The sequence below is a fragment of the Pseudoramibacter faecis genome (assembly GCF_036289405.1).
GTDB classification, from domain to species: Bacteria; Bacillota; Clostridia; order Eubacteriales; family Eubacteriaceae; genus Pseudoramibacter; species Pseudoramibacter faecis.
On the sequence record NZ_JAYFFI010000029.1, the window covers coordinates 1 to 3,463 of the forward strand.

General features: G+C 50.4%; 2 rRNA genes. Both read right to left on the bottom strand.

Features of this window, described 5'->3' with window-relative positions:
• Positions 1 to 107, bottom strand: a 5S ribosomal RNA gene (gene rrf / locus V3C63_RS11600); the annotation flags it as partial.
• Positions 108 to 301: 194 nt separating this feature from the next.
• Positions 302 to 3,228 (bottom strand): 23S ribosomal RNA (locus V3C63_RS11605).
• Between the last annotated feature and the right edge of the window lie 235 nt (positions 3,229 to 3,463).

Consider the following 3,463-nt stretch of genomic DNA (forward strand, 5'->3'; position numbering starts at 1 on the left):
GATCTATCCTCCCAGGCAGCTGCCCGCCAAGTACTTTCGACGCGAGAGAGCTTAACTGCTGTGTTCGGGATGGGAACAGGTGTGGCCTCTCTGCCATTATCACGAAACCATTGATCGGTGTTATTCAGTTGTCCTTTTGATGTCTTAGTCTAAGGAATACCGTTTTATCACATTTTCTCCGATTCCTTTGTCCGGAAGAAAAATGACTAAAACTGCATAAGCGACTCACACCCATCTTCGCAGGAGATTGGGTTCGTTTGCTAAGGTCATTCAAAACAACATAAACTTAACCGTAACACCTTGGATCAAGACCTCGGCCGATTAGTACCGGTCAGCTTCACACATTACTGCGCTTCCACCTCCGGCCTATCTACCTGATCGTCTTTCAGTGGCCTTACTCCTTTTAAAGGATGAGATATCTTATCTTGAGGGGGGCTTCGTGCTTAGATGCTTTCAGCACTTATCCCTGCCAAACTTGGCTACCCAGCTGTGCTCCTGGCGGAACAACTGGTGCACCAGAGGTTTGTCCATTCCGGTCCTCTCGTACTAGGAACAGCTCCTCTCAAATTTCTAACGCCCACGACGGATAGGGACCGAACTGTCTCACGACGTTCTGAACCCAGCTCGCGTGCCTCTTTAATGGGCGAACAGCCCAACCCTTGGGACCTGCTTCAGCCCCAGGATGAGACGAGCCGACATCGAGGTGCCAAACCTCCCCGTCGATGTGGACTCTTGGGGGAGATAAGCCTGTTATCCCCGAGGTAGCTTTTATCCGTTGAGCGATGGCCCTTCCACTCGGTACCACCGGATCACTAAGCTCGACTTTCGTCCCTGCTCGGCATGTCTGCCTCGCAGTCAATCACCCTTCTGCCTTTGCACTCTTACTGATGGTTTCCAACCATCATGAGGGTAACTTTAGGCGCCTCCGATACTTTTTTGGAGGCGACCGCCCCAGTCAAACTGCCCATCTGACACTGTCCGAATGCTGGTTTCACAGCCCTTCGTTAGAATCCCAATATATCAGGGGTGGTATCCCAACAGCGGCTCCTTCAAAGCTGACGCCCTGATATCACAGCCTCCCACCTATCCTGTACATGACATATCGAGATCCAATGCCAGACTACAGTAAAGCTCTACGGGGTCTTTCCGTCCTGTCGCGGGTAACTCGCATCTTCACGAGTACTACAATTTCACCGGGTGTGTTGTCGAGACAGTGCTCAAATCGTTACGCCTTTCGTGCGGGTCAGAACTTACCTGACAAGGAATTTCGCTACCTTAGGACCGTTATAGTTACGGCCGCCGTTTACTGGGGCTTAAGTTCGCACCTTCGCTTGCGCTAAGCACTCCCCTTAACCTTCCAGCACCGGGCAGGCGTCAGCCCCTATACCTCATCTTTCGATTTAGCAGAGACCTGTGTTTTTGGTAAACAGTCGCTTGAGCCTCTTCACTGCGGCCCCTTCCGGGGCACTCCTTCTCCCGAAGTTACGGAGTATTTTTGCCGAGTTCCTTAACAACACTTCTCCCGCTCATCTTAGGATTCTCTCCCTGCCTACCTGTGTCGGTTTACGGTACGGGTACCTCCTTATGCGATAGAAGTTTTTCTTGACAGTGTGAGTCTGCAGCTTCCCTACTTATTTTTCGTTCCCCATCACGACTTGGCCTTATGACAAAGGGGATTTGCCTCCTCTATCAGCCTTGTCGCTTGGCCCGGGTCAACCAACGCCCGGGTCTGCTTTCCCTGCTGTGTCACTCCTTCTCTTAATATAAGGCGGCAGTATCGGAATTTCAACCGATTGTCCATCGCCTACGCCTTTCGGCCTGGGCTTAGGTCCCGACTTACCCTGAGCGGACGAGCCTTCCTCAGGAATCCTTGGGCTTCCGATGGTGAAGATTCTCACTTCACTTTCGCTACTCATGCCAACATTCTCTCTTCTCTTTCGTCCACCATCCCTTACGAAATGGCTTCGCCCTACAAGAGATTGCTCCCCTACCACTATACTTTACGTATAATCCATTGCTTCGGCGGCCGATTTGAGCCCCGTTCATTTTCGGCGCACCACCACTCGACCAGTGAGCTATTACGCACTCTTTAAATGGATGGCTGCTTCTAAGCCAACATCCTGGTTGTTTATGCGGTGTCACATCCTTTCCCACTTAATCGGTACTTGGGGACCTTAGCAGATGGTCTGGGCTGTTTCCCTTTTGACAATGAAACTTATCTCCCACTGTCTGACTGCAAGCGATAACTGTACGGCATTCGGAGTTTGATATGGTTCGGTAAGCATTTTGCTCCCTACCCAAGTCAGTGCTCTACCTCCGTCAGTCTTTCACTCACGCTAGCCCTAAAGCTATTTCGGGGAGAACCAGCTATCTCCGTGTTCGATTGGAATTTCACCCCTATCCACAGGTCATCCAAGCCTTTTTCAACAGACACTGGTTCGGGCTTCCACGCAGTTTTACCTGCGCTTCACCCTGCCCATGGATAGATCACACGGTTTCGGGTCTACAGCATGCAACTTGGCGCCCTATTAAGACTCGGTTTCCCTGCGGCTCCGCACCTGAAGTGCTTAACCTTGCTCCATACCGTAACTCGTTGGCCCGTTCTACAAAAAGCACGCCGTCATCCGGTACTAAATTTTGTCTCACTGAGTCTTGCCCTGCCTCAACAAAATTTAGTACCGGACTCCGACTGCTTGTAAGCATCAGGTTTCAGTTTCTATTTCACTCCCCTTCCGGGGTTCTTTTCACCTTTCCCTCACGGTACTCTGCGCTATCGGTCACCGGTTAGTATTTAGCCTTGGAGGGTGGTCCCCCCATTTTCCCACAGGGTTTCTCGTGTCCCGTGGTACTCTTCGTTACTCCCACCAGCTTTATTTCGTCTACAGGGGTTTAACCTTCTCCGCCGGACCTTCCCAGACCCTTCGACTATAAAACCGGCTTTTTCGTAACCGGGCTGTGCCTCGTTCGCTCGCCGCTACTTGAGGTATCGCGTTTGCTTTCTTTTCCTCCGGGTACTGAGATGTTTCAGTTCCCCGGGTTCCCTCCGTTTTCCTATCAGTTAACTGTTTTGGATGACGGTGACTGATCTTCTATCAGCCGGGTTTCCCCATTCGGATATCCACGGATCGCAGGCTTTTAAGCGCCTCCCCGTGGCTTTTCGCAGCTTAGCACGTCCTTCTTCGGCTTCCGGTACCAAGGCATCCGCCTGATGCTCTTGTTCTCTTGATCCTTTTGTGATGATTTTTGGATTACCGTTTGATCTCATTTTCCTTGGATTCCATGAATCGGCTGGAAAATGACTAAAACGGCATAAGCGATTCGCATCAATCTTCACAGAAGATTGGGTTCTCTGCTTATCATCTGGTTCTCGTAGCTTTCATCGTTCTTACCTTATTTCTAAGATTGAACTTGAAATTGTGTTACTTTTGGTTTGTAGTTTATGTTGTTTTCAATGACCTTCTTG